Genomic DNA, 25,072 nt, shown 5'->3' with positions numbered 1-25,072 from the left:
GTGGGTCCTTGTGACGGGTAAAAAGAAGCCATCATACGATACCTCCACGCCCTCTTTGGAGGACGCACTGCACCCAGCGCAAATATGTCTCTTTCGCCCGTGAACCATGTGTTGAAGCGCCAGTCATAGCCGAGCCGTGAATTCCACTTGCCCGCTCAGAGCTATTCATCCATGCGCCAAACCCGCCTGTCCGTTCGCGTTGCCTCGCTCTGTTTGATTCCGCTGTTTTCCCTGTTCGCCAACCCCGCCCATGCCGGTGCCGAAAGGCAGTTGGTGGAAGCCATCAACGACTACCGCGCTCACCCCGATCGCTGCTCGGGGCGCGCGGGTCGAGCGTTATCGCCGCTGGCGTTGAAGTCGAACCTGGCCTTGCCGATCGGCTACGGCGACGGTTTGCGCGATCGATTGAAAGCGTCCGGCTATCAGGCGGTGACCGTGCGCACGATTCGTGTGGTCGGTGCGCAGGATGCCGATGAGGCCTTCGACATGCTCCAGAGTGATTACTGCGGGGCGTTGCTCGATACCCAATACGCCGACATTGGCGTCAGTCGCGCCCGAAGTGAGTGGCAGGTGGTGCTGGCGCAGCCCGTGCTGGACAGTCGCGTGGGTGATTCGCGAGCCGTCAGCAAAGCGTTGCTGGTACAGGTCAATGCGGCACGCTCAAAGCCGCGGCTCTGCGGTCGTCAGCGCTTCGCCGCCGCACGACCATTGGCCTGGAACGCCGCCTTGGGCGCTGCGGCGCAAGGCCACACCAAGGCGATGGCCTACGGCAACTACTTCGCCCACCAGGACCCCGACGGTGATATGCCCGCGGACCGGGCCAGAGCCGCTGGTTTCCGTGGCCGGCAGATCGGCGAGAACATCGCTGCCGGCCAGGGCTCACCGAGCAAGGCCATGTCGGGCTGGCTGGCCAGCCCGGGTCATTGCGCCAACCTGATGAACCCGATGTTTACCCAGATGGGTGCAGCCTATGCGGCGGACGCGCGCAGTGATGAGGGGGTTTATTGGACGATGTTGTTTGGCGCGCCTTGAATGATTGAGCGGCGCCTTATTTAGGGCGCCGCACCGCCCTCACCTTTCCACTGCCACCGCCGCCGCAGAAAAACTGCTCGTCGCCATCCGATTCAAGCCCCGACACCCCGACGCCCGCCGGCAGCTTCACGCTCTCCAACACCTCGCCGGTTGTCGAATCGATATGGCGTAACTCACTCTCGTCTTCTTCCCAGGTGCCATGCCACAGTTGACCTTCGACCCAGGTCACCCCGGTGACAAAGCGGTTGGATTCAAGGGTGCGCAGAATCGCGCCGGTCTCGGGATCGATCTGATGAATCTTGCGATCCCGATACTCGCCGACCCACAACGTGCCTTCCGCCCACGTCAGCCCTGAGTCACTGCCGCCAGGTGCCGGGATAGTCGCGAGTACACTACCGGTCTGCGGGTCAATTTTCTGGATGCGATCCTCGGCGATCTGGAACAGGTGCTGGCCGTCGAAGGCGGTGCCGGCATGGGCGGCGACATCGATTGAACGCAGTGTCTTGCCACTTTCAGGGTCCAGGGCGTTGAGTTTGTCGCCGGTGGCAAACCACACGTGCTGGCCGTCCCAGGTGACGCCATGCACCTTGTCGACACCGGCAAAGGGTCCATATTCACGGAGGATTTGAGCTGCTGACTGTTTCATATTGGCATTCCTCGTTACGGGTGGGTGGCGTTCATCCTAGTCACCCGGCAACGGAACCGGGAGTAACAAGGTCGTCGCGAAACCCGGCACCGGCGGGGTCATCCAGCGACGTGCCCGGCCGCGACCGAACGACTGCACCTTGCCCGCGCGGGCCAGTTCCTCGAGTGCCCGTTGCACCGTCCGCTGGCTGGCACCGAGGGCCAGTGCCAGGGCCGAGCTCGACCACGACTCACCGTCGACGAGGAAAGCGAACACCGACCCGTGCTTCTCTTCGACGTGTTGCGCCAGCACCACAACGTCAGAGGCAACCAGCGACACCAGCGCAAAACCACGTTGGGTTGCAGTGACGCCGGCCAAGGGTTTCAGCGCCGCGCGCAGTCGCCCGACTTCGACTCTCAACCGCGCGCGAAGGGACTCATCGGCGTGCTTCAAACGAAAGGCCTGGGTAATCAGCGTTTCCCTCGACACGTCGGCCGGCCACGCTTCGGCCAGTGCCCGTGCGAGGGCAAACAGGACCGGGCGTGTGGCGAGGGAAACTGACATGCCGGCGCCACGCACCACGTAGCGACAGGCGTCCACGACCATCGACGTGGACGCGAGTAACGCTTCAACCTCCTCCAGCAACAGCGGCCGTTCTTCGCCATAGGCAATCAAACGCGCGACGGGCGTGTCCAGGACAAGGGCAGCGTTTTCCACCTCGGCCGTCAGCGCAGGAATATCGGCGTCGCGCGCGGCGTGCTCGGCCCTTGTGAGTGCAGACCGCGCCTTGTTCGTCTCGAGTCGTCGCATCGCGATCCCGGCCACGAGCAGTTCGTGGGCGGCGCGCAATGCCGGCGGTAATGGCGCGGGGTCAAGCTCGGCGAGCAGCACGTCGGCCTCTGCGAGATGCCCGATCAGCAGCAAACGCCGTATCTGCAGATACCGCGCATGAGCGGCGTTCACTCGATCGCCGTGCGTCTCAAGCGTCACTCGCGCCGACTCGAGTGCCTTCACCGGCCAGCCCAACTCCCGGGAGGCGAGCGCGATCTCGGCCTCGGCGACCACACAGCGCGCCCGAGCCAAGGCCTCCTTCGGCCCGAAGGCCCGCGCGGCCCTCTGCACCAGTGCCTTGGCTCGCACCAGATCGCCGAGTTGCGCCATCGCAATCCCGCGCAACGCCAGCGCCGGCGCATCCTCGCGCAACGCGACCCGGTTCAGCGCGCCGAGCGGATCACCCGCCGCCAGCGCCTGCGCTGCGGCCGTGATCAGCGAGTCCATCGCAATTCCGCCACTGTTGTCGCTCCTACCGTCGGATGTCCGGTGTTTAGTCTAATTCACGATCCTCCACCAGGCTCTTCCAGAAGCGCTCGCAACGCTTGTTTCGCAGCACGACGGAGCACGCTTTATCTACGCACATGAGACTTCCATACTGATGGCTTCGGTAAGTAACCGCATGTTTATCAGTGCCACCCGGCGCCCGTCCGGCGCCAACCGCTCCTCAACCCCATACGGAACAAACCCAAGCTGCGGATACAGAAGCAGCCCCGCCGTATTCTCGTTGAAACACGACAGCTGCACCTCGCGTGCCCGATGACGTTCAAACGCCAGCCCCACCATCGTCTGCAGCAAAAACTTCGCGACCCCTTTCCCCCGAGACTTGGGCGACACGATCACATTGCCGATCGCGCAAACGCCATCACGCTCAAAGGTATAAAAATTCGCGAAGCCCAAAACAGAACCCTCCCCCTCAACCACCGTTGAGTCGGAACGTTGAGCAATCGATGCCTGCAGTTGATCCTCCTTCAGCGGGTACTGCGCCTTCGGGAACATAAAAAACAGCTCTTGGGGATTTTGGGGGAAATCGCAAATCGTCAGGACATCTTCAGCGCTGACGGGACGGTAGGTGAGGTGCATGGTTTGGATCCATCCAAGAATGTGCGTAAGTAACGGTTTTCCCGCGACTATGCTTCAAATAGACGCGGGGCCTTCCCCTGATACCCGTAAAAGACTCTGCCTATCACGCCCCAATACTCCCCCTATTAGCTGACTTCCCAACTGGGGTCTAACCTTATTCGAGCGCCGGCACCATAAGCCGGCCGGTCAAGAGCTGATAAGGAGATAGGAATGGGTCAGAAGCCTGACTAAACCTGCCGTAGGCCACCGTGCAGGCAACTCGATTGCCGCTATTCAGAATTCCCGTGTGATCAAAACAATCAGTTGATCAAACTGCTGGCCCTGCAGCCTGTGTCATTGGTTTCGCCCGTTGCTATTTAACGCCCACGCTGGGCCGGATAGCCGGATGAACACGACCAAAGGTAGCTCACACATGGCAAATGAATCGAAATGCCCGTTCAATCACGCCGCTGGCGGTGGCACGACGAACCGCGATTGGTGGCCGAACCAACTGAATCTGAAGATCCTCCATCAGCACTCGTCCCTGTCCGATCCCATGGACGAGGGCTTCAACTACGCCGAAGCATTCAAAAGCCTGGACTTTGAAGCGGTCAAAAGAGACCTGACGGCGTTGATGACCGATTCCCAGGACTGGTGGCCGGCGGACTTCGGTCACTACGGGCCACTCTTCATTCGCATGGCCTGGCACTCCGCCGGTACGTACCGCACCGGTGACGGTCGTGGTGGCGCCGGTTCCGGCCAGCAACGCTTCGCGCCACTCAACAGTTGGCCGGACAACGTCAGCCTCGACAAGGCGCGCCGACTGCTCTGGCCGATCAAGCAAAAATATGGCCGCAAAATTTCCTGGGCAGATCTGATCGTCCTCACCGGCAACGTCGCGCTGGAGTCCATGGGCTTCAAGACCTTTGGTTTTTCCGGTGGTCGTGCGGACGTCTGGGAACCGGATGAGGACGTCTACTGGGGCTCGGAAAACAAATGGCTCGGCGGCGACACCCGCTATGGCAAAGAAAACGAGCCCATGCAAGAGCCCGGCGAAGGCCCACTCGTTGCCGAGCCGGGGGAAAATGAGGAGAGCCGTACCGACCAGGGGCGCAACCTGGAAAATCCCCTCGCTGCGGTGCAGATGGGCCTGATCTACGTGAACCCGGAAGGCCCGGAAGGCAACCCGGATCCCGTCGCTGCGGGTAAGGACATCCGCGAAACCTTCGCGCGCATGGCGATGAATGACGAAGAAACCGTGGCATTGATCGCCGGCGGCCACGCCTTCGGCAAGACCCACGGCGCCGGACCTGCCGACAACGTCGGCGCCGAGCCCGAAGCCGCTGGCCTCGAAGCACAGGGCTTTGGCTGGAAGAACAGCTTCGGCACCGGCAAGGGCCCTGACACCATCACCAGCGGCCTGGAAGTCACCTGGACCACCACGCCCACCCGGTGGAGCAACAACTATCTGGAAAACCTGTTCGGCTTCGAGTGGGAACTGAGTAAAAGCCCGGCCGGTGCGAACCAGTGGATACCGAAAAACAACGCCGGCGCCGGCATCATTCCGGATGCTCACGACCCGTCCAAGCGTCGTAATCCGACCATGCTGACCACCGACCTGTCGCTGCGATTCGACCCGATCTATGAACCGATTTCGCGACGCTTCCTAGCCAATCCAGACCAGTTGGCCGACGCGTTCGCCCGTGCCTGGTTCAAGCTGATCCACCGCGACATGGGTCCCCTCTCCCGCTACCTCGGCCCGGAAATGCCGAGCGAAGAACTGCTGTGGCAAGACCCGATTCCAGCGGTCGACCATGCCTTGGTCAACGACAGTGACGTCGCCGCACTCAAGAGCAAACTCCTGGCCTCCGGCCTGACCGTCTCGCAGCTTGTATCAACGGCTTGGGCGGCAGCTTCCACTTTCCGCGGCTCCGACAAACGCGGTGGTGCCAACGGTGGGCGTTTGCGTCTGGCCCCGCAGAAATTCTGGCAGGCCAACCAGCCTGAGCAATTGGCGAACGTGCTGGCGAAACTCGAAGGCATCCAAAGCGAGTTCAACAGCGGCGGCAAGAAGATCTCGTTGGCAGACCTGATCGTGCTGGCCGGTAACGCGGGCGTCGAACAGGCGGCGAAAAATGCCGGTCAAACCGTGACAGTGCCGTTCACACCAGGACGGATGGACGCCTCCCAAGAGCAGACGGACGTGGAGTCTTTCGGCTTCCTCGAACCCATCGCCGATGGCTTCCGCAACTACCTCAAAGTCAGATACAGCGTAGCGGCCGAGCAGCTGTTGATCGACAAGGCGCAACTGCTGACACTCACCGCGCCAGAAATGACCGCGCTCATTGGCGGCATGCGCGTGCTGAACACCAACGTCGGGCAAACCAGACACGGTGTGTTCACGAAGCAGCCGGAAGCGTTGACCAACGACTTCTTCAAGAACCTGCTGGATATGGGCGTGGAATGGAAACCGGTGTCGGACGCGAATGAGGAGTTTGAAGGACGCGATCGCAAAACCGGCGAAGTGAAGTGGACCGGCACCCGTGTCGACCTCGTCTTCGGCTCGAATGCGCAGTTGCGAGCGTTGGCTGAAGTCTATGCAACCGCTGATGCGCAGGAGAAGTTCGTTAAAGACTTCGTAGCCGCCTGGGCCAAAGTGATGGACGTGGATCGCTTCGATCTCAAGTAACACCAGCGGTATTGCTGAAACTGCAACGCCTCCCACTGTGGAGGCGTTGTGCTTTTTGTCACTTGACGCTTCACACCGTCAGATGGGAAAACGTGCGTGGCCCGGATGCAAGCGTTGGGTTCAACAAGAATCAAGGAAGACTCATCAACACCATGAAAACCCTATTGTGTTTGCTGATCGCCACTGGCGTCGGCACCGCGCTGCAGTACGCTGGTATCCCCCATGGCCTGTTGCTGGGTTCGATACTCGCCACCGCGTTGATCGCCAGCAATTTGCGTTTTTCCCCCACGCTGCCCTTCAGCCTTGGCTACGTGCAAATCGTGTTGGGGATCGCGACCGGTCTGATGTTCACCTCGTGGAACAGCCAAACGGCGGCCGCCATGTTGCCCAGCCTGGCTTCATGCTGCTGGGCTTGATGGTCCAGAGCACCGTGGCCGGTTTGCGGCTACTCAGAGTATCGGGATGGAACCCGAAGGACTCCGTGTTAGCCGTGTATCCGGGCGCACTCGCCGCCGTGTTCGATTTACATGCCTGGCGCCATCGAAACCATCGCCCTCGTCGCCTTTAGTGGCGGGCTGAACGTGGTGTTCATCCTGACCCATCACCTGGTGCGAATGGTCGTGCTGCACTTTGCGCCGGCGTTGGTGGTTCAGGCGCGGCGCTGGCGGGAGGATGTTTGATCGCAGAAAGGACTAAGCGGGAGAGATCGTGGCTAGGGCACCAATCAAAATGGTTAACACCAGAAATCCACCCAGGAAAATCGCCATCTTGCCCATTGGGCCTCCTACATTATGAGTTTGCGGTGCAGCAGTTGCCGCGACTGCGGAGCGTGCCGTTATTGTGAGCGGGTGGCTGTGTGCGTTACAGATGCAGATAGCGCAGGAAAATACGGATCAGAACACCGAATTGGGGCTAAATCGCCTTTAAACGTCAATTCCGCCAGGATCTATTTATGCCGCTGAGTTTTCATAAAATGCATGCCAATGGCGATGACTTCGTTATTGTGGACTCGCGAAACGCGGCCAATCCAATGACAAGTACCCTGGCTCGGCGAATGGGTGATCGGCACCGAGGAGTCGGATTCAATCAACTCGCGGTGGTGCTCGATTGCGATGATGCAGATGCGCGTTTGATGTTTTGGAATGCAGATGGCTCCACGCTGGACGCTTGTGGCAGCGCAACGCGGGGTGCCGCGGATATGCTGATGCGCGAATCAAATACCGCTTCGATAGCGCTCCGAACCAACCGTGGTCTACTCACTTGCGAACGAACCTCTACCGGCGCAATTTCCGTCAACATGGGGGAACCGCTCTTCAGCTGGTCAGATATTCCCCTGGCTCTGGAACTGGACACTGCTGCTTTGCCTCTTGCTGGTGACCCAACAGCTTGCAGCATGGGAAATCCGCACTGCACCTATTTTGTGGATGATCTAACAGCCCTTGATATAGCGACAATCGGACCGACAATTGAAACAAATTCTCTATTTCCCCTCAGGACGAACGTGCACTTCGTCCAGATCATTAACCGAAAGCACATTCGGCTGCGCATCTGGGAGCGCGGGGGTGGTATTCCGCTCGGTTCAGGTTCCTGCTCTTGTGGCGCCGCTGTTAACGGAATTCGTCGTGGTTTGTTAGACAATCCCGTTGAAGTTGAATGTGATGGCGGAACCGTAACGGTTCAATGGGATGGCGTGGGACCTGTGCTTCTCATCGGACCGGTAGAGACAACTTTTTCGGGAATGATCACGGATAACTTATTGCAAGGCTTATAGCGGCTATATCGTGGCAAACAGTGGATTTAATATTCCTACGAAGGAGTCGACAAAGGACAAAAGTACACCTTTCTCCCCTGCCGCCACCGACGTCAGCTCAACAACCAGCGCGACATCAGACGCGTCGTCAACGGCATCAACCCGTAGACCATACTGAATGACACCACCCCGGCAACCGCCACCTTGAATAACCAGATCGGCAGACGCAGATCGGACAGTTCAAGCAGAGCCGCCAACACCCAAGGCACAAAAACGGTCAATGGCAATACGATCATCCAGGACAATAACCATTGCTTCCATCGCTCGACGGGCACCCGTCCTTGCAGCGGCTCAAACCAGAATTTTGAATCATCGTCGGTACGGTGGTAGTCCTGCCGCAGCCAGGGCAACGACTCGCGCAACAAGGCATGACGGACCCGGGATTCCAGCCAGGCCGTGACATGCCCCTTGCTGACAAAGCGCAGGATGATTGCGTAGCGCAAGTGCGAGCCGACCGGTTTGACCACATCCGTCGCCAGGTAACCCGGAAACTGCTGATGGGCGTCGATGGCCTTGTTCATCCATTGCTCATACAACGCCTGATACTGCGGATTGACCTCATGCACAATCACACTGACACCGATTTCAGCGTCCATGCTCATGGTTGCTGCCGCCGGAGCATGGCCCGCTGGTAGAGGCGTTCGCGCGCCAGAATCATCGGGTCGCGACTGGGGGCGATGCCATCGGGCAAGCGCCCGGGGTTGAAATCAAGGCGCTGCTGGGCAAGCTGTTGTTCCTCAGCCGGGACAAGCGCATCAAGGGTCAGAATCCCCAGCTCGACTTCCTCGTGGCTGCGCGACCAAGGGATCGACCCGTCTTCGATGGCATCCCCCGGCGCCGCCAGTTGCACCACCAGACGTAACTTCACTGCCCCCCTGGCCAGTCGTGCGCCGATTTCGTCCTGCAAATAATCGGCTGGCATCGCGGCGGCTTGCTGATCACTCAATGCAGGCTCTGCCCGCAACGGTTCAATACGGTAGCGACCGATAAATACTTCACCCTGACGGTTGCTGAACACCAGGGCATTCACGCCAAAGTACTCGACACTGGAGTAACTGCTGGGCGCGGGCTTGGGTGCCTGAAGAAAATGCTCTGCGCGTGGATGACTGGCCAGAAAGGTTTGCAGCGGCAGCGGATCCGGCGGTGTGGCGACGTTGGCGGCAATGCCTTGCAAAAAACTCAGGAAGTCTTCGGGCGTGTCCACTGGAAAGCCGTTGAACGAGTGCGTCACGATATCCGTGAACTCACCGTCCGGCAGCGTAAAGCGAACGGCCAGGCCGTGAGGACTGGCCTGCGGATCGCCGTCCTCGGTGGCGGGCACGCCGCTGAAGTTGGAGAACCTCAGCACCACCGGCACCGGTTGCCCCTGCAAATGGGCAGCCCGGCTTAACATCGGGGCTGATGGAGAAGCCGCAAAGGTTCCGCGTAGCAATACACCCTTGGCATGGGTCGTGCGAAATCCCGGGTGATGGCCGAACGTCGCGGCGAGTGCGTCAAGTAAAGCGTCGTAAAGTCTGTCCTGGGACATGGGGGCACTTCTCATGGGCGACACATTATTCTGGTTGGCGGCAAAGGCAGAGGACGCGGCAAGCGTCCCTGCCAGCAGCATGCCGATCAATAATCGGGGTGGCTGCATTGGATTCAGCCTTGACGCAGGCCAGGATTGAGGGCGATGTGTTTGTACTCGACAAAGTCATCCATGGCCGCCACGCCGTTGAGGCGCCCCTGCCCCGACTGTTTAAAACCCCCTTCTTCGAACTCGTCGTAGACCACGGCCCAATCATTGACCCACACCGTGCCCGCCTCCAGCTCGCGGGCCACCCGCAGCGCGCGGTCGACATCGCGGGTCCAGACACTGGCCGCCAGACCGAACTCGCTGTTGTTGGCCAGTTCGATCCCCTCGGCTTCGCTGTCGAATACCTGCAGCGTCAGCACCGGGCCGAAGGTCTCGCGCTGGACGATGGCCATCTCGGGGTCACTGACCCGCAGCAGTGTCGGGCGATAGAACGCGCCCTTGGCCAAAGGCCCCTCGGTCACCGGGCCACCGCGAACGATGACCTGGGCACCGGCGGTAATCGCCTCCTTCACGATTTGATTGACCCGTTGCACGTTGGGCTTATCGATCAACGGACCCATTTCGCTGGCCGAATCCGCGGCGGGCCCCACACGCACGGCTTCCAGTCGCTCGGCCAGACGATCGGTCAACGCCGTGGCGATATCGCGTTGCACCAGCAGCCGCGAACCGGTCATGCAGAACTGACCGGCGAATACCGTCAGGGCTTTTACCAGAGTGGGTACTGCGGCATCAAGGTCGGCGTCGTTAAACACCAACATGGGTGTTTTCCCACCCAACTCCAGGCCAAAACGTTTGAGGTGCTGCGCCCCCACGGCTGAAATCGCCCGACCTGTGGTGGTGCTGCCGGTAAAACTGATCACCGGAACCCGGGGTGACTCCACCAAATGGATGGAGCCGGCCGCGCCCTGCTCGCTGAACAGATTGATCACGCCGCGCGGCAGCGACAGCGCCTCGCTCATGATCCGGGCCACCAGGCAGTTGGTTTGGGCAGTTTGCCCGGGCATTTTGATGACCGTGGTGCAACCGGCCGCCAGCGCCGGTGCCAGCGAGCGAATCATCAGCACCACCGGCGAGTTCCACGGCACGATGATGCCCGCCACGCCTACCGCCTGACGAATCACCAACGATATCTTGCCGGGTTTTGGCTCGGCTGCTCGACCGTATTCGGCACGCGCCAGGGAGGCGTAATAGCGCAATTTGGAGGGCACCATGCTGACCTCGAACTCGGCTTCGGGTCTGATCTTGCCGTTTTCCAGCGCCAGGGTATCGATCAGCTCATCGGCGTTGCGCTCAAAGGCGTCCGCCAGCTCCAGCAAAACCTGAGCGCGCAATTGGCGGTCATCTTTCCAGGGTGTTTCGGCAAACGCCCGTTGCGCCGCTTCTATCCCTTGTTGCGCTTCGTTCAAGCCACCTTCGGCGTATCGACCAATCAGCTCGTAGCTCGCAGGGTCGATGGAGTCTTTGTAAACACCGGAGTCCAGCCATTGGCCGTCGATCCAGTTCAAAACCGGGGTGCTGTTCATAGAGGCAGGTTCCTTAGGGTCAAACGTAGAGACGGGCAATGTGCTCGGCGGTGGCAATCACGGTGATGTTGGTGGCGACCGATGGCACGTCAGGGAAAATCGATGCGTCCACCACGCGCAACCTCTGCACACCGATGACCCGCGCTTGCAGGTCGACCACCGCCCGCGCATCCCCAGGCTTGCCCATCGGGGCCGTCGAGGTCGGGTGGTGATAGGTGTCGAGACTGGTTTTGACACTGGCCAGCAAGGCCTCGTCCGAATCGTTGCCTTGACCGGGGTTGAGCTCGGAATGGATCAACGAATTCAGAGGCCCCGTGGTGCCGATTTTGCGGGCCAGGCGGATGCCATCCAGCAGGCGCTGGCGATCCTTGGGCTCGGCGAGAAAATTCAAGTCGATGTTCGGTGCCACGAACGGATCGCGACTGGCCAGCGTCACCTTGCCCCGAGACAGTGGCCGGGTCAGGGCTACCGCGAGCACGAAGCCGACGCCGGTCGGGCTCTGATCATGGGGAAACAAGTGAGTGGCCGTGATATGCAGATCCAGCTCGCCATTCTCGGCAGAACGGCTGTGGGTCCAGAGTTTGGCCCCGATGGCGGGCGATTGGCTGCCGATCAGGTCAGGCCTGGCGGCATAGGCGTTGTAATAGAACGGGTGATCCACCAGGTTCTGCCCGACTGCAAGCTCGGCGACTTGTGGAATCTGCAAGGCACGCAGGTCCTCGCCAGGACCAATACCGGAACGCAACAGAATCGCGGCGCTGCCGTAGCTGCCAGCCGACAGGATGACTTCCCCGGCCAGCAGCTTCTCACCGTTACCCAGTTGCACACCGACCGCACGAGTACCGTCGAACAGCACTTTGTCCACCAGGCTGTCGGTACGGATATGCAGGTTGTCGCGGGCGCGCACCTCTTCGGTGAGATACGCCATGCCAGTGTTAACCCGCACGCCGTTGACGATGTTCATCGGGTACGGGCCCACGCCGTGGGCGTCAGCGCCGTCAAAATCCTCAATCACCCTGTAGCCATTGGCGAAGGTCGCGTAGATGAAGGCTCGCTGCATGGGAGTGACATCGGCCTTGCCGAGTTGATGCACCGGAAGCGGCCCTTCATGGCCGTGCAACGGGCTGGCACCACCGCTGTGGGTTTCCAGTTTTTTGAACGACGGCAGCAGCTCTTCATAGCTCCAGCCAGGCAGATCCCAGCGCTTGAAGTCGCTGGCACGGGCGCGGATGGCCACCGCTCCGTTGATGGCCGAACTCCCTCCCAGCACCTTGCCACGCAAGGTGCCGATGGGATGATCGATGTAACCCGGTCGGCTCTTGTAACCCCATTCGAACTCAGGATTGGCATTGGCACCGACGATGTCACTGCTGGCAATGATCTCGGGGTAGTTGTGTGGACTGTAGCTGTGGCCCGCCTCAAGCAATACCACCTGACGCTGGTTGTTCTCGCTCAAACGGCGAGCCAACACCGCGCCTGCCGAGCCACCACCGACAATAATCACATCAACCGCAGTGCCACGAGCGGCACGCTTGCCGGTACTGCCGCTTGACTCCAACGCCTGCGCCAAACCACTGCCCGTCGCCAACGTAGCGGCGGCCACAACACCGTCGGCCAGAACAGCACGGCGAGCAGGATTGTTAAGGGTACTCTTCATCCGTCTTCTTCCCTGTCAGACGCCAGGATGCGTCTGTTGGGAAAAAGCATATGGGAGGGTGCGCAGACTCATAAGCCAGCAAAAGACGATTCCACGTTTCGTTTTTCTCGAACGAATCAACGTTGCGGCTGCGGGTGAGCCGTCAGCATTTGCTCCCACACCGGCGGGCTGCCGATCTGCTCGATGAGGAAGTTGATCAGCGCCTGAAGTTTGGGCGAAGCTCTCTGGGATCGTCGGTAAACCGCCGAGATGTTGCCGCCGCGTGGGGCATAAGGCGCGAGTACCTCCTTAAGTTCACCGGCGACAATCGCCTGCGCCGCCAGGAAGGTCGGCAAAATCGCCAGGCCCATACCGGCCTTGGCGGCTTCCAAAAGTTGATGGCCATTATTGGTGCGCATACGGCAACGGACACGGAAAGATTCCAAGGTGTTGTTCACCGGCAGCGTCCACATGCCGTGGGGTTCGCGATTCACATAGAGCATGGCGAAATGCTGGGCCAGCTCTTGCGGTGTTTGCGGTGTGCCGTGAGCGGCCAGGTAATCCGGACTCGCACAGATGATGTGACGGTTGGGCGTAATGGTCTTGGCGACCAGGGAGGAGTCAGGCAACTCGCCGATGCGGATGGCCGCGTCATACTGCTCTTCGTGCAGGTTGACGTGGCGGTCATCAAACTCGACATCCAGCCGCAACTCGGGGTAACGCACCGCGAAGGACGACAGAATCGGCGTCAGGTAGCGAATGCTGAAGGCCATCGGCGCGGCAAGCCGCAGGACCCCGCGCAAACTCGATTGAAACGCCAACACTGCATCTTCGGCATCTTCGACATCGGCCAGAATACGCACGCAATAACGGTAAAACACCTCGCCCGACTCAGTCAGCCGGGCCTGACGGCCACGCTCCAACAAGATGCTGCCCAGGCGCTTTTCCAATTGCTGGATCCGCAGGCTGACCATTGACTTGGCGATACCCAAACGCCGCGCGGCTTCAGAAATACTGCCGGTGTCCACCACCATGACGAAAGAATGCATCTCGGACAGTTTGTTCAAGTTTTAGTAATCCAGAGAAAGTCGGGAGCATGCCTTCCAGATGGCATGCCCCCTCAAGGTTTTTTATGCGGACTGGCGGGATTTTTTAATGGCATCGGACAACTTTTCCGCCGTCATGATGACGGTCGGGTTCAAGTTGATCAGCGGGATCTCGGGGAAAATAGACGCATCAATAACGCGTAGCCCTTCTATGCCGTAAACGCGCCCCTCCTCATCCACTACGGCATTTATGTCATCTGGCAATCCCATCGGCGCAGTCGAACAAGGGTGCTGCAAAGTGCCCACACCTTTGGCCAGCGCGGCACGAATGTGCTCATCACTGTCGTCAGTGGATGAGCCTGGATAGAGTTCTTCCACGATCATGCTTTTAAGCGGCTCCGTGTTGGCCAGTTTTCTGGCCAGACGGAAGCACTCGATCATCCTGTTCATATCATCCTCACTGGTCAGGTGATTCAGTTCGATAACAGGTGCCTCTTCGGGATCGCGACTTTTCAAACGCAGGCGACCGTGGGACGTGCAATGCATCAGTTCCAGACCCAGCGAAAACGCGACACCTGTCGGACTGCTGGCGGGATCGAGTAAATGCGAGGGAGAAATAGCGATATCCAGTTCCTTATCCGAACCGGCATAGGATGAGTGGGTCCACAACTGCGCACCCACCACCGGATGATCCTGCCCCTTCAACGCTTCAGTTCCACTGAAATTCATCCAGAAGAACGCATGATCGAGCAGTCGAACACCGACCGGCGCCTCTTTGACCAAGGGAATATCCAATGCTTCAAGATCGGCCCTGGGGCCGATGCCTGAACGTAGAAGAATGGCAGCAGAGCCATAGGCGCCAGCACAAAGAATGACTTCTCTGCCGTGAACTTTTTCGCCTCCGGCCAACAGTACGGACTGAACCTTGCCACCTTCAATCAACACTTTGTCGATGAGGCTTTGATCCAGGATCGTCAGGTTCTGGCGAGCGCGTACTGCACGCGTGAGATAGGCCATCCCGGTGTTAACGCGTACTCCGTTGATCACGTTCATTGGAATAGCGCCCGCGCCGTTATTGGCGTCGGGGTCATTGAAGTCGTCGACTTTGTTGGCGCCGCAAGCCCATGCCGCCTCGACCATTGCGCGCTGTACAGGGGTGATGTATTCCAATGACATTTGGTGAATCGGAAGTGGCCCGCTACGGCCGTGCCATTTTTCTTCACCGTGCGGGGTGCGCTCCATTTTTTTGTAATAGGGCAGCACCTCTTCAAAGCACCAGCCTTTCAGGCCTTTGGCAGTGAAGCGCGCAAAGTCAAAAGGCAAAGCACGGCAGGCGACGGCGCCATTGATGGCAGAACTTCCGCCCAGTACTTTTCCACGCGGGGTGTAGACCGCTTGCGGTTGATCAACCGGTGTTGCGAAATACCCCCACTCATAACGTCCATCCGCGTTGGCGGCGATGATATTGCTGCTGTAGATCGCTTCTGGATATTCATCGGGCTCAAAGGCTCGACCCGCCTCGACCAACAAAACACTATGGTGTTCGTCTTCCGACAATCGCGCCGCCAATACGGCACCGGCAGAACCGCCGCCCAGAATGACAAAGTCGAATACCTTGCTGTTTACAGTCATCTTTCATATCCCTATTTATTGATCTGGCGACTTTGATTTACATCGCAGGTCTGTTCAGCGCGTGGTGTTGAGCGCTTCGGTAATGACCTTGGCCACGTCTGCGGGGCGGGACTGATGCGGCACGTGGCTGGTAGGCAGCGCCGTCGTTGTGGCGTTTATTTTCCTGGCGAGTGCGCGTTGAAGTTCAGGTGCAATCATGCGATCGCGCTCACTGACGATGTACCACGATGGCTTCTGCTTCCACGCAGCCACGCTGATGCGCTCGTCGAAAGCTCGGGCATTGATGGCGCCTTGCGTGGCCGCCATCAACCGGGTCTGCGCAGCGGGCACGTCCGGGGCAAAATCCTGCTCCATACCGTGCTGCGTGAGCGACAGATACCCGGCCTTGTCGGCAACAAATTCGCGCATGCCCGGCGACGGCGGATAGTCTTTGCCGAGTTCACCCGTGGTCTGCCCGACGTCCGGGACGAAGGCGGCCACGTAGACCAGCGCCGCTACCTTGTCACTGGCACCGGCTTCGGTGATCACACTGCCGCCCCACGAATGCCCCACCAGCACCACTTTGCCCGGCGCCGTTTCAATCGCGCGGCGGGTTGTGGCCACATCATCGGCCAGCGAATTCAAACCGTTCTGTACGGCCCGTACTTGCACACCCTTGGCCTGCAACAAGGTGATCACCTTCGCCCAATCAGAACCGTCGGCAAACGCACCGTGGACCAGCACCACGGAAGGATCGTTTGCAGCAGTGGCCCAACACACCGAACCCAGTGCGGCCAACCCCAACGCCATGGCGAGAACTGTCCTGCGTAACATCTGTATCTCCTTAAGTGAACCAACCAAACAGCGGCAATCTAGCCGCCGTGTTGCCTGGTCAACTAGGCCCCAATAGTTGGTTTCTCTTTCCCATACAGTGGACGATCCTTCTTGTATAGTTGGCCTCCTTTGGCTGAATGAATGTTGCCCAGTGCTCGATCTCAATGACCTTCAGTACTTTGTTATGGTGGTGGACCACGGCGGCTTCGCGCCGACCGCACGCGCGCTAGGCATTCCAAAATCCAACCTCAGCCGACGGATCGCACTGCTCGAAGAAAGACTCGGCGTGCGCTTGATCATCCGTAACACCCGCAGTTTCAAAGTGACGGAATTAGGGCTGACGTATTACGCCCATTGCCGTTCAATGCTGAAAGAGGCCGAAGCTGCTGAAGCGGCCGTTGCCATGACCCGCTCCGAACCTGGCGGCTTGCTGCGCGTCACCTGCCCGACGGTGTTACTGGAAGAATGCGTAGGCAGCATGATCACGCGATTCATGGCCATGCACCCGCGAGTCGAAGTGCATCTGGAAGCTAGCGACCGTCAAGTCGACGTGGTGGCCGAGGGTGTTGATCTCGCACTGAGAGTACGCCCGCCGCCCCTTCAGGATTCGGACCTGGTGAACCGAGTCATGTCCCAGCGGCCACAATGTCTGGTCGCCAGTCCCGCGCTATTGCAGCGCCTTGGCGAGCCCCTGGAACCGGAAGACCTGTCACGCTTCCCCAGCGTCCATCACGGCAGTCCGCAACGTGATTACAGTTGGACGTTGTTCCACGAAGATGGCGCGGAATTTACGATTCAGCATCGTCCGCAACTCATCACCAAGGGACTGCCGATGCTGCGTTGCGCAGCGATGGACAGCGTGGGTATTGCGCAGATGCCCATGTCGCTGGTGCACGACTACATTGATCGCGGGCAACTGGTGGTGGTTTTGCCAGACTGGGCGCCGAGGACGGAGATGATTTATGCCGTGTTTGCGAGCAGGCATGGGATGCTGCCCTCGATGCGGATGCTGATTGATTTCATGGTGGAGCAATTCAAATTGCTGGATGACCCGGCGCGAGGGATGCGGGTGAGTTCGCCGGTTTGAAGGACACAAAAAAGGCCACTGGCCGTCACTGGCTCAGTGGCCTTTTCTTACAAGTAAATCCGCCCCCTTTTTCTCCTTAACCGCTACGCCACAAGCTCGACGTAACTCGACTCCCCACCTCCAGTCGCGCCCGACAGCCAACCCCATACGAAGGTCAGCGTGGTACGTCCTGCGTGATCAACGCCAACTGTGCCCCGGGACCAGCCGGCAAGAATCTCACCATCCGTAGTCAGGCACTGATAAAGAAGCTCAATGGTATCGGGGCATGTCACGCGCCCGACTTGATTACCCATGCGGATATGGCCGCCCTGGTAAGTACCCCAAATAGCACTTTCCTCGACATGGTAGTGAAATACTGTGCGTGCATCGGATAGCCCGTGGGCGTTGTCTGCTACCGAAAATCGGCGATTGTTCAAACGCTCGCTGATTTGAGAAAAGGGGATTTCCATAAATGTCGCGTCCTTTAGTCGAGATAATCCATTCCAGCCTTCGGTGATCTTAAGCCATTTTGTCGCGATGGATGAAGGCACTACTTTGGCTATCTCTGGAGCTGTGAACTCAGGAAACACCACCGTTTGTCACTTTCTCAGCACCTTCCCCGTCCCGGTTTTTCCAACGCTATACACCCCTCACATGGCAGACCTAAATGATGAACAGGACAATGGCTGCTCTCACGATCGCGGGCCTGCTCGCGTGCTCGTTTTTGGCACTTGCTGCCGAAAAGACGACTGGAGAATCTGCTGTGCCGCCTGCCGCGCTTCCCGGAGCCAACCAGGCTCAGGGCACTGAGTCCAAGGAGGACAAGGCTGACAAAAAAGGTGAGGAAGCTGCGGGTTCAAACTCCGGCGCAGAGTCGGAAGAGACGGACAAAGATGCGGCCACCTCTAGCGGTTCGGAGGACGTTGAGCAAAAACCAACGCAGTAATGAGTTAGCGGTCCGCCCGCTTCGGCCTTAGTGTTGCGTAATCTGTAAAGCTGAATTCGGGACACAAAAAAAGCCCACTGACCGTCACCGGTTCAGTGGGCTTTTGATCAGGCCTCTAGTTACAGAGCCATATCAGTAGCAGCATTAGCTTTTGGCGCCTTAGCCGGAGCAGCCGGAGCAGCAGCCGGAGCCACCACCTGACCCATCGCCGGCGGCGGAGTCAGCTGCAACACCTTGGCGGTGTAAGCCCACTCCTCAGCCACTTTCTCAGGGCTGCCATTCAACTGAGTGCCATAACTCGGCACGATCTGGTGCAGCTTTTCCTGCCAGGCCGGCGAAGCCACCTTGTCCTTGAACACTTTCTGCAGCACGGTCAGCATGATCGGTGCAGCAGTCGAAGCGCCCGGCGATGCGCCAAGCAGACCAGCAATGGTGCCGTCTTGCGAAGCAACAATCTCAGTACCCAACTTCAGCACGCCACCGGCAGCTTCATCACGCTTGATGATTTGCACGCGCTGGCCGGCTTGCCACAGGCGCCAATCTTCGGCTTTGGCGTTCGGGAAGTATTCTTTCAGGGCGTTGAGGCGGTCTTCGTCAGACAGCATCAGTTGGCCGGCGAGGTACTCGACCAGCGGGTATTCCTTGATGCCGACTTTGGTCATTGGTCACACGTTGTATGTGGTGGAGGTCAGCAGGTCCAGGTACGAGCCTTTTCAGGAACTTGGTGCTAAAGATTGCCATTGGACCAAACAGGATAGCGATGGTTGTCAGCAGATTCTTTGTGTAACAATCGTCGACTATTCATTTTACAAGGATGTTCAAAATGGCTGGCAAACCTGCTGCCCGAGTCACGGACCCCACTAGCTGTCCACTTCCCGGCCATGGGGTTAACCCCATCGCTGCGGGCTCTTCCGATGTTTTCTTTGACGGTTTGGCTGCTGCTCGCCAAGATGACAAAAGTGCGTGCGGCAGTCCCATTGTCGGGGAGGTAGCCTCTACTGTTCTTATCAACGGCAAACCCGCCGCAACTGTGGGCAGCGTCGGTGCCCATGGCAATAACGTGGTGAGTGGCTCTGGAACGGTGGTCATCGGCAACTCACACACGCCTACGGATTTCATCCCGCCTTTACCGATGCCGCTGTGGTTGCAGCCATTCAATGAGCAGTTCCGTATTCTCGGAAGCGACGGCCAGCCTCTCGCCCATGTGCCCTATCACATCAAAGATGAAGCCGGTCAGGTTTACACCGGATTTTCTGACGAGTCAGGGCATACGCTACGAATCACTACCAAAAAGCAGGAAACACTGGAAATCACAACAGGCGTTGCCGCACTTGAAAAGTGGGGTGAGGCATGACCGAGTTCTCTTGTAAGGTTCCGACGAATCAACAAGCTGGCTCGGTAAGCAATGTGTCTGGCTACCCAATGCCTGCCAACATCCATATGTTTGTTGTGGTCGAGGAAATTGGTAAAGATGGTTTGCTGGTCAGAAAGATTTATGCCTCTCCGGACAACCCTCACTTGATTGCAAAAAATCTTCCGGAGTTTCGAATCAAGCATGAAATCTGGCCAGAAAAATTTGGCATGATGCCTGTTGACCCGAAATCAAACGCCACCGTAGCCGAACATGTTTTTAGCAGCAGAAAATATCCATCCAGCTACGTATCAACCAGCTCTATCTTCCCTGATGGCTCGCCACGCTTTGAAGGAAAGGCCGTTTACATAGATGTTGCGAAAGCCAAGGCCGCGGGAGCAAAACTGGTTACCACCGAAGAAATCTTACAGTCCTTGGAGCGGTATAAAAAAGTCGCTCCTAAAAACGTGGCCAAGATCGATCAAATCGCCGAGTGGGTAAAAAATATCGATAAAGAGGTATTGGTTCAAGCTGACAAAATACCTCCTAAAGCAATTTTTACACCTGGCTCGTACAAAGCCACAAACGTATTCATCAAAGGTGCGAGAGTGGTCAGAGTATTTGCCATTGGCTTCACCGCATATGATTTAAAATTGGCAGCAGACGAGTCAATCAAGCAAAAGAGCATCAAGCCTATTTCTATTGAGGTGGTCAAGCAGGCTGGTGGTTGGGGCGGAGCTATTGCTGGAGCAAGGATAGGTGTCGTCGCGGGTGCTGTGGTTGGCATCGAAACGGGTCCCGGAGCAATCGTTAGTGGAGCTGTCGGAGGGATTATCTTCGGCACCGCAGGTTATTTCGGGGCCAGTTGGCTCACCGAATACCTACAGGACTGAGACAGATCATGAGCATTTTTAGTCGTATCAAAGCCCTCATAAAGCAGGAGCCGAAAGAGCAAATCGTCGGATATTCCATACCAGAACTGAAGTCGATTTTTACTAAGTCTTTATTAAATATTGATCCTCCCCTACCCGACTATCCGCAAAACACGTCTTTGGAGGACATAGGCATTCCAGCCTACTACTCTCCATTTTTAATCGGCAACGAAGATACTCGTAAGTTTTTGACGCTCGTCGAAGACAACTTCACGTATGCGACTGAAAAAACGTTTAACGAACTACCCGTAAAGCAGTATGTAAACACTCAAAAAACTGAGCACTTGGTGTTTTTCATATCTACCAGAGAATTCAACTCTGTGACTGTACGACTGGTCACCAATAGTGTTGATTTCTTGGCCAGCATTGCTCGCGAGAAATTCTCCGTGCCTCCTCCATGGATTGTTTTCGAGAAGTACAACCCTTCTTGGTGGGGAGGCGATATGCAAGGCGCTCAGGGCTACTATAACGACAGCTACTTCTCGCCTTTTTTTACTGATTTAAGCGCAGCAGAAAGGGAAATTTATTACGCAAGATACAGCGCTCCGAATGATTGGATAAAAAGCTTGGAATTAATGTACGACGTTGAGTGATCGTTTACGTTTCTGGGGCCGCTTCGCAGCTCAACGGAGGCAAGCCCCCTCGCCACAAAAAACTCGCCAGCCTTAGCATTTTGTAATCTGCAAGATTGAATCCCAGACACAAAAAAGCCCACTGACCGTCACCGGTTCAGTGGGCTTTTGATCAGGCCTCTAGTTACAGAGCCATATCAGTAGCAGCATTAGCTTTTGGCGCCTTAGCCGGAGCAGCCGGAGCAGCAGCCGGAGCCACCATCTGACCAATCGCCGGCGGCGGAGTGAGCTGCAACACCTTGGCGGTGTAAGCCCACTCCTCAGCCACTTTCTCAGGGCTGCCATTCAACTGAGTGCCATAGCTAGGCACGATCTGGTGCAGCTTTTCCTGCCAGGCTGGCGAAGCAACCTTGTCCTTGAACACCTTCTGCAGCACGGTCAGCATGATCGGTGCAGCAGTCGAAGCGCCCGGCGATGCGCCAAGCAGACCAGCAATAGTGCCGTCTTGCGAGGCAACAATCTCAGTACCCAACTTCAGCACGCCACCGGCAGCTTCATCACGCTTGATGATTTGCACGCGCTGGCCGGCTTGCCACAGGCGCCAATCTTCGGCTTTGGCGTTCGGGAAGTATTCTTTCAGGGCGTTGAGGCGGTCTTCGTCAGACAGCATCAGTTGGCCAGCCAGGTACTCGACCAGCGGGTATTCCTTGATGCCGACTTTGGTCATTGGCCACACGTTGTGCGTGGTAGTAGTGGTCAACAGGTCCAGGTACGAGCCTTCTTTCAGGAACTTGGTGCTGAAGGTCGCGAATGGGCCAAACAGGATGACGCGCTTGCCGTCCAGGACACGGGTGTCCAGGTGCGGAACCGACATTGGCGGTGCGCCAACGGAGGCTTTGCCGTAGGCCTTGGCCAGGTGCTGCTCGGCGATGGTCGGGTTCTCGGTCACGAGGAACGAGCCGCCTACCGGGAAGCCTGCGTATTCCTTGGCCTCAGGAATGCCGGACTTCTGCAGCAGGTGCAGTGCACCGCCGCCCGCGCCGATGAAGACGAACTTGGCGTCTGTTTCGGTTTTGGTGCCGTCTTTCAGGTTTTTGTAGCTGACGCGCCAGCTGCCGTCTGCGTTCTTGGTGATGTCTTGCACTTCGCTAGACAGCTTCAAGTCGAACTTCGGCGTGGTTTGCAGGTGCGCGACGAATTGGCGGGTGATCTCGCCAAAGTTCATGTCGGTACCGATCGGGCTCCAGGTGACCGCGACTTTTTGGGTCGGGTCACGCCCTTCCATCATCAGCGGAACCCACTTCTTGATCACAGCCGGATCTTCGGAGTACTGCATACCGGCGAACAGCGGGCTCGCTTGCAGGGCTTCGTAGCGCTTTTTCAGGAACTTGATGTTGTCATCGCCCCACACAAAGCTCATGTGTGGCGTGGAGTTGATGAACGAACGCGGGTTCTTCAGCACGCCTTGCTGAACCTGCCAGGCCCAGAATTGACGGGAGATCTGGAAGGCTTCGTTGATTTCAACGGCTTTCGGGATCTGAACGTTGCCTTTATCGTCTTCCGGGGTGTAGTTCAACTCGGCCAGGGCGGAGTGACCGGTACCGGCATTGTTCCAGCCATTGGAGCTTTCCAGGGCGACGCCGTCGAGGCGCTCGACCATTTCCATCGACATACCCGGTTCCAGCTCATTGAGCCAGACACCGAGGGTCGCGCTCATGATGCCGCCGCCGATGAGCAGCACATCGACTTTCTTTGCCTCTTCCGCATGAGCGGACGCGATCCCCATCGACAAAGCCAGCCCCAGCAGGGCCGTGTTCATTTTTTTAAACATGTGTAGCACCTATGATAAAACGCCATCCGCCCTTCCATCCTCATGCATGAGGCCCCCTGGTTCACGGCATGCAGGCAGCATGCTGTGGGTTGCGCACTGATCAGGATTGGAGGGTGGGCACACAAGGCCGACTTATGCATCGACCTCAGTTTATATGTCCCTACTGAACTGACTTTTTATCATTATTGGCTTCAGCTACTTGAGCGACAGTGATTCTGTTGGCGCGTCTCGAGAACGCGCAAACTGAATAGGTCAAAGCAAGTTGGGGCGAAGAATATCACGACCGGGCAAACCCGCGCGTCTGTTCCCGACTTGATAGTCCGGGCACGAGCGCTGAGCCCACTATACTCATCGTGATTTTCTCGACGAGCCTGCGAGGAGCAGTCATGAGCGACAAAAACGATTTGCGCAAATATTCCTCCCAAGTGGTCGACGGCGTGGAACGCGCGCCGGGACGATCCATGCTGCGCGCAGTGGGTTTCACGGACGAGGACTTCAAGAAACCGCAGATCGGCATCGCCTCCACGTGGGCGATGGTGACGCCCTGCAACATGCACATCGACAAGCTGGCGATTGAAGCCGAAAAAGGCGCGAATGCCGCCGGCGCCAAGGGCGTCATTTTCAACACGATCACCATTTCCGACGGCATCGCCAACGGCACCGAAGGCATGAAGTATTCGCTGGTGTCGCGGGAAGTGATCGCCGATTCCATTGAAGTGGTGGCCGGCTGCGAAGGCTTTGACGGCCTGGTGACCGTGGGCGGTTGTGACAAGAATATGCCGGGCTGCCTGATCGGCATGGCGCGGCTGAATCGCCCTTCCATCTTCGTCTATGGCGGCACCATCCGGCCGGGCGCCGGCCACACCGATATCATCTCCGTGTTCGAGGCTGTGGGTCAGCACGCGCGGGGGGATATCAGCGAGATTCAGGTCAAGCAAATCGAGGAAGTGGCGATTCCAGGCCCTGGTTCCTGCGGCGGCATGTACACCGCCAACACCATGGCTTCGGCGATTGAGGCGTTGGGCATGAGCCTGCCCGGTTCCAGCTCTCAGGACGCCGTCGGCAGCGACAAGGCGTCGGACAGTTTCCGCGCCGGTCAGCAGGTCATGGAGCTGCTCAAGTTAGACCTCAAACCGCGCGACATCATGACCCGCAAGGCCTTTGAAAATGCGATCCGGGTGGTGATCGCCCTCGCCGGCTCGACCAATGCCGTGCTGCATCTTCTGGCCATGGCGCATGCCGTGGATGTCGAGCTGACGCTGGATGATTTCGTCGAGCTGGGCAAGGTGTCCCCGGTGGTGGCCGACCTGCGCCCCAGCGGTCAATACATGATGAGTGAACTGGTGGCCATCGGCGGCATTCAGCCGCTGATGAAGCGCATGCTCGCCGCCGGCATGTTGCATGGCGATGCGCTGACGGTCACCGGCAAAACCCTGGCCGAAAACCTGGAAAACGTGCCCGACTATCCCGAGGGACAGGACGTGATCCTGCCCTTCGACCAACCGATCAAAAAAGACTCCCATTTGGTGGTGTTGCGCGGCAACCTTTCGCCCACCGGCGCCGTGGCCAAGATCACCGGCAAGGAAGGCTTGCGCTTTGAAGGCACAGCTCGTGTGTATCACGGCGAGGAAGGTGCGCTGGCCGGCATCCTCAACGGCGAAGTCAAGGCCGGCGATGTGATCGTGATCCGTTACGAAGGCCCAAAAGGTGGCCCTGGCATGCGCGAAATGCTCTCGCCGACTTCGGCGGTGATGGGCAAAGGGCTGGGCAAGGACGTTGCGCTCATCACCGACGGCCGCTTCTCCGGCGGTTCACACGGGTTTGTGGTGGGCCATATCACGCCCGAAGCCTTTGATGGCGGGCCGATCGCGCTGATTGAAGACGGCGACAAGATCACCATCGATGCTGAAACACGGCAGATTTCGGTCGATGTTTCCGACGCCGAACTGGCCGAGCGCAAAACCCGCTGGGTGCGCCCGGAATCCAAGTACAAACGCGGTGTGTTGGCCAAGTACGCGAAGACCGTGTCCAGCGCCTCGGAAGGCGCCGTGACGGATAAATACCTCTAGATCAAAAGATCGCAGGCTGCGCCAGCTCCT

General features: G+C 58.3%; 23 protein-coding genes and 1 pseudogene. 11 read left to right on the top strand and 13 right to left on the bottom strand.

The annotated features are described in order from the left end of the window. Window positions 1–171 precede the first annotated feature (171 nt). Entirely contained in the window at window positions 172–1,032 is an 861-nt protein-coding gene (locus ACMXYH_RS12905) for a CAP domain-containing protein (protein WP_415767303.1), read from the top strand. A 16-nt stretch (window positions 1,033–1,048) separates the two neighbouring features. Here the strand turns inward: ACMXYH_RS12905 and ACMXYH_RS12900 are convergent, their stop codons facing one another. From ACMXYH_RS12900 to ACMXYH_RS12890, 3 genes are all read right to left on the bottom strand, one after another. Beyond that, window positions 1,049–1,678, bottom strand: coding sequence for a Vgb family protein (locus ACMXYH_RS12900; RefSeq protein WP_415767302.1), 630 nt, complete (start codon window positions 1,676–1,678; stop codon window positions 1,049–1,051). A 36-nt stretch (window positions 1,679–1,714) separates the two neighbouring features. Beyond that, window positions 1,715–2,935: a helix-turn-helix domain-containing protein gene (locus tag ACMXYH_RS12895; protein WP_415767301.1), complete on the bottom strand. Its 1,221-nt coding sequence runs from the start codon at window positions 2,933–2,935 to the stop codon at window positions 1,715–1,717. Between the two features lie 129 nt (window positions 2,936–3,064). Continuing rightward, window positions 3,065–3,571 (bottom strand): GNAT family N-acetyltransferase, encoded by a 507-nt coding sequence (locus ACMXYH_RS12890; RefSeq protein WP_415767300.1) that lies wholly within the window; start codon window positions 3,569–3,571, stop codon window positions 3,065–3,067. A gap of 412 nt (window positions 3,572–3,983) precedes the next feature. On the opposite strand from ACMXYH_RS12890, the gene katG reads away from it, so the two are divergent. The 4 genes from katG (at window position 3,984) to dapF (ending at window position 8,010) form a co-directional block, all read left to right on the top strand. Continuing rightward, complete coding sequence (gene katG / locus ACMXYH_RS12885) at window positions 3,984–6,239, top strand: catalase/peroxidase HPI (RefSeq protein ID WP_415767299.1); 2,256 nt, start codon at window positions 3,984–3,986, stop codon at window positions 6,237–6,239. Between the two features lie 152 nt (window positions 6,240–6,391). Next, window positions 6,392–6,655: a hypothetical protein gene (locus ACMXYH_RS12880; protein WP_415767298.1), complete on the top strand. Its 264-nt coding sequence runs from the start codon at window positions 6,392–6,394 to the stop codon at window positions 6,653–6,655. 111 nt (window positions 6,656–6,766) lie between these two features. After that, window positions 6,767–6,919, top strand: coding sequence for an AbrB family transcriptional regulator (locus ACMXYH_RS12875; protein WP_305955715.1), 153 nt, complete (start codon window positions 6,767–6,769; stop codon window positions 6,917–6,919). Window positions 6,920–7,191: 272 nt separating this feature from the next. Beyond that, complete coding sequence (gene dapF, locus ACMXYH_RS12870) at window positions 7,192–8,010, top strand: diaminopimelate epimerase (RefSeq protein ID WP_415767297.1); 819 nt, start codon at window positions 7,192–7,194, stop codon at window positions 8,008–8,010. A gap of 92 nt (window positions 8,011–8,102) precedes the next feature. Here dapF and ACMXYH_RS12865 read toward each other — a convergent pair whose 3' ends face one another. The 7 genes from ACMXYH_RS12865 to ACMXYH_RS12835 all read right to left on the bottom strand — a co-directional run bounded on the left by ACMXYH_RS12865 (window position 8,103) and on the right by ACMXYH_RS12835 (window position 16,275). Then, a complete protein-coding gene (locus tag ACMXYH_RS12865) occupies window positions 8,103–8,651 on the bottom strand; it encodes a hypothetical protein (protein ID WP_415767296.1) in 549 nt (182 codons plus the stop codon). Then, window positions 8,648–9,577, bottom strand: a complete 930-nt coding sequence (locus tag ACMXYH_RS12860) for a catalase family peroxidase (RefSeq protein ID WP_415767295.1) — start codon at window positions 9,575–9,577, stop codon at window positions 8,648–8,650. Before ACMXYH_RS12860 ends, ACMXYH_RS12865 begins: the two co-directional genes overlap by 4 nt. Before the next feature lie 113 nt (window positions 9,578–9,690). Next, entirely contained in the window at window positions 9,691–11,148 is a 1,458-nt protein-coding gene (locus tag ACMXYH_RS12855; RefSeq protein WP_415767294.1) for an aldehyde dehydrogenase family protein, read from the bottom strand. Window positions 11,149–11,167: 19 nt separating this feature from the next. Beyond that, a complete protein-coding gene (locus tag ACMXYH_RS12850; protein ID WP_415767293.1) occupies window positions 11,168–12,805 on the bottom strand; it encodes a GMC family oxidoreductase in 1,638 nt (545 codons plus the stop codon). Window positions 12,806–12,921: 116 nt separating this feature from the next. Next, window positions 12,922–13,851, bottom strand: a complete 930-nt coding sequence (locus tag ACMXYH_RS12845) for a LysR family transcriptional regulator (RefSeq protein WP_415767292.1) — start codon at window positions 13,849–13,851, stop codon at window positions 12,922–12,924. Window positions 13,852–13,914: 63 nt separating this feature from the next. Further along, window positions 13,915–15,462, bottom strand: coding sequence for a GMC family oxidoreductase (locus tag ACMXYH_RS12840; protein WP_415767291.1), 1,548 nt, complete (start codon window positions 15,460–15,462; stop codon window positions 13,915–13,917). Between the two features lie 54 nt (window positions 15,463–15,516). Then, window positions 15,517–16,275 carry an alpha/beta fold hydrolase gene (locus ACMXYH_RS12835; RefSeq protein ID WP_415767290.1) on the bottom strand — a complete coding sequence of 253 codons (759 nt, stop codon included), beginning with the start codon at window positions 16,273–16,275 and terminating at the stop codon, window positions 15,517–15,519. 184 nt (window positions 16,276–16,459) lie between these two features. On the opposite strand from ACMXYH_RS12835, the gene ACMXYH_RS12830 reads away from it, so the two are divergent. Continuing rightward, window positions 16,460–17,362 carry a LysR substrate-binding domain-containing protein gene (locus ACMXYH_RS12830; RefSeq protein ID WP_432760530.1) on the top strand — a complete coding sequence of 301 codons (903 nt, stop codon included), beginning with the start codon at window positions 16,460–16,462 and terminating at the stop codon, window positions 17,360–17,362. Window positions 17,363–17,445: 83 nt separating this feature from the next. On the opposite strand, the gene ACMXYH_RS12825 is transcribed toward ACMXYH_RS12830, so the two are convergent. Beyond that, window positions 17,446–17,811: a hypothetical protein gene (locus ACMXYH_RS12825; RefSeq protein ID WP_415767288.1), complete on the bottom strand. Its 366-nt coding sequence runs from the start codon at window positions 17,809–17,811 to the stop codon at window positions 17,446–17,448. 200 nt (window positions 17,812–18,011) lie between these two features. Between ACMXYH_RS12825 and ACMXYH_RS12820 the strand changes: the two genes are divergently transcribed. Further along, window positions 18,012–18,287, top strand: coding sequence for a hypothetical protein (locus tag ACMXYH_RS12820; protein WP_415767689.1), 276 nt, complete (start codon window positions 18,012–18,014; stop codon window positions 18,285–18,287). A 119-nt stretch (window positions 18,288–18,406) separates the two neighbouring features. On the opposite strand, the pseudogene ACMXYH_RS12815 reads toward ACMXYH_RS12820, so the two are convergent. Beyond that, window positions 18,407–19,043: pseudogene (locus ACMXYH_RS12815) on the bottom strand (malate:quinone oxidoreductase); the annotation flags it as partial. 67 nt (window positions 19,044–19,110) lie between these two features. Here ACMXYH_RS12815 and ACMXYH_RS12810 point away from each other — a divergent pair. From ACMXYH_RS12810 to ACMXYH_RS12800, 3 genes are read left to right on the top strand one after another with little or no spacing between them, the layout of a single operon-like run. Beyond that, the gene (locus ACMXYH_RS12810) at window positions 19,111–19,641 is read left to right on the top strand and encodes a PAAR domain-containing protein (RefSeq protein ID WP_415767287.1); all 531 of its coding nucleotides are present in this window, start codon (window positions 19,111–19,113) and stop codon (window positions 19,639–19,641) included. Next, window positions 19,638–20,531, top strand: coding sequence for a glycine zipper family protein (locus ACMXYH_RS12805; protein ID WP_415767286.1), 894 nt, complete (start codon window positions 19,638–19,640; stop codon window positions 20,529–20,531). The genes ACMXYH_RS12810 and ACMXYH_RS12805 overlap by 4 nt, the downstream gene beginning before the upstream one ends. An 8-nt stretch (window positions 20,532–20,539) precedes the next feature. Further along, on the top strand, window positions 20,540–21,163 hold the full coding sequence (locus ACMXYH_RS12800) for a hypothetical protein (RefSeq protein WP_415767285.1): 624 nt from the start codon (window positions 20,540–20,542) through the stop codon (window positions 21,161–21,163). A gap of 163 nt (window positions 21,164–21,326) precedes the next feature. Here the strand turns inward: ACMXYH_RS12800 and mqo are convergent, their stop codons facing one another. Beyond that, window positions 21,327–22,973 (bottom strand): malate dehydrogenase (quinone), encoded by a 1,647-nt coding sequence (mqo, locus tag ACMXYH_RS12795; protein WP_415767284.1) that lies wholly within the window; start codon window positions 22,971–22,973, stop codon window positions 21,327–21,329. Window positions 22,974–23,359: 386 nt separating this feature from the next. On the opposite strand from mqo, the gene ilvD reads away from it, so the two are divergent. Next, complete coding sequence (ilvD, locus tag ACMXYH_RS12790; RefSeq protein WP_415767283.1) at window positions 23,360–25,042, top strand: dihydroxy-acid dehydratase; 1,683 nt, start codon at window positions 23,360–23,362, stop codon at window positions 25,040–25,042. The last annotated feature ends 30 nt before the right edge of the window (window positions 25,043–25,072 follow it).

It is taken from the genome of Pseudomonas frigoris, assembly GCF_047758635.1.
Taxonomy (GTDB): Bacteria; Pseudomonadota; Gammaproteobacteria; order Pseudomonadales; family Pseudomonadaceae; genus Aquipseudomonas; species Aquipseudomonas frigoris.
This window is presented reverse-complemented; position numbering and strand designations above follow the sequence as displayed.